At 61.9% G+C, this 1,243-nt stretch carries 1 pseudogene; it reads left to right on the forward strand.

The window, feature by feature from the left end:
• Positions 1-170: 170 nt before the first annotated feature.
• Positions 171-1,157, forward strand: a pseudogene (locus BLS48_RS34660) (IS3 family transposase); the annotation flags it as partial.
• Positions 1,158-1,243 lie beyond the last annotated feature (86 nt).

Consider the following 1,243-nt stretch of genomic DNA (forward strand, 5'->3'; position numbering starts at 1 on the left):
AAACTCCAGTCGGGCTACGCCCTCCCTGCGATCCAACCCGCCAGCATTCTCATCTTGATTGACGCAACGCTCGCACCTTCATTGTCGCGCCGCACGCCGACCGCGAACAGAAGCAAAGAACCTGCATCGAACGTGACGCCTTGACTGGAGGACACCGAATATAGAAGCAGATCATCGGAATTTTGAAGGAACATGAGGCCGGGGTATCGGTTGCCGATCTGTGCCGCAAGCACGGGGTCAGCGATGCTTCGATCTACAACTGGAAGGCCCGCTTCGGCGGGATGGATGTCTCCGAGGCTCGGCGATTGAAGGCGCCGGAGGACGAGAACACGCGGCTGAAGCGGCTTCTGGCCGACGCCATGCTCGACAATGCCGCGCTGAAGGATCTCGTGGGAAAGAAGTGGTGACGCCCGCGGCCAAGCGGAAAGCTGTCGCTCGCCTGAAGGAAGGCTTCGGGATGAGCGAACGGCGGGCGTGTAAAGCCATCGGCTGTTGCCGCATGACGCTTCGCTACGAGACCAGCAGGCCGGACGACCGCGAGGTTCGCGAGCGGATGAAGGCGATCGCGCAGAAGCGTCGCCGGTTCGGCTACCGGCGTCTTCTCGTGATGCTGAGGCGGGAGGGCCTGGTCGTGAACCACAAGAAGCTGTTTCGGCTCTATCGGGAGGAGAAGCTCGCCGTTCGCCGCCGTGGCGGCCGCAAGCGGGCGATCGGGACCAGGGCGCCAATGCTGGTGCCGCTGTGGCCCGACGAGCGCTGGTCGCTTGACTTCGTATCGGACCAGCTCACCGACGGGCGCCGCTTCCGCATCCTGGCCGTCGTCGACGACTGCACGAGAGAGTGCCTTGGCACTCATCGTTGATACGTCTCTCTCGGGCATGCGGGTTGCCCGCGAATTGGACCGGCTCATCACCGAGCGCGGCCGGCCGAGGATGATCGTCAGCGACAATGGCAGCGAGTTCACCTCGAACGCCATCCTCGCCTGGGCGGATCAGAACCGCGTCGAATGGCATTACATTGCGCCCGGCAAGCCGATGCAGAATGGCTTCATCGAGAGCTTCAACGGCCGACTGCGCGATGAACTGCTCAACGAGACGCTGTTTACCTCGCTGGCTCAGGCGCGCGTAGCCATCGCCCTGTGGCGCGCCGACTACAATCCTGTTTCATAACACCCATCTGTCTATGTTGTTGAATGGAATAGGCTTTGCTGATCTGGATGCGATCCTGCGGGGTATTTGGGGTT

This window comes from Mesorhizobium qingshengii, assembly GCF_900103325.1.
In the GTDB taxonomy this organism is placed as follows: Bacteria; Pseudomonadota; Alphaproteobacteria; order Rhizobiales; family Rhizobiaceae; genus Mesorhizobium; species Mesorhizobium qingshengii.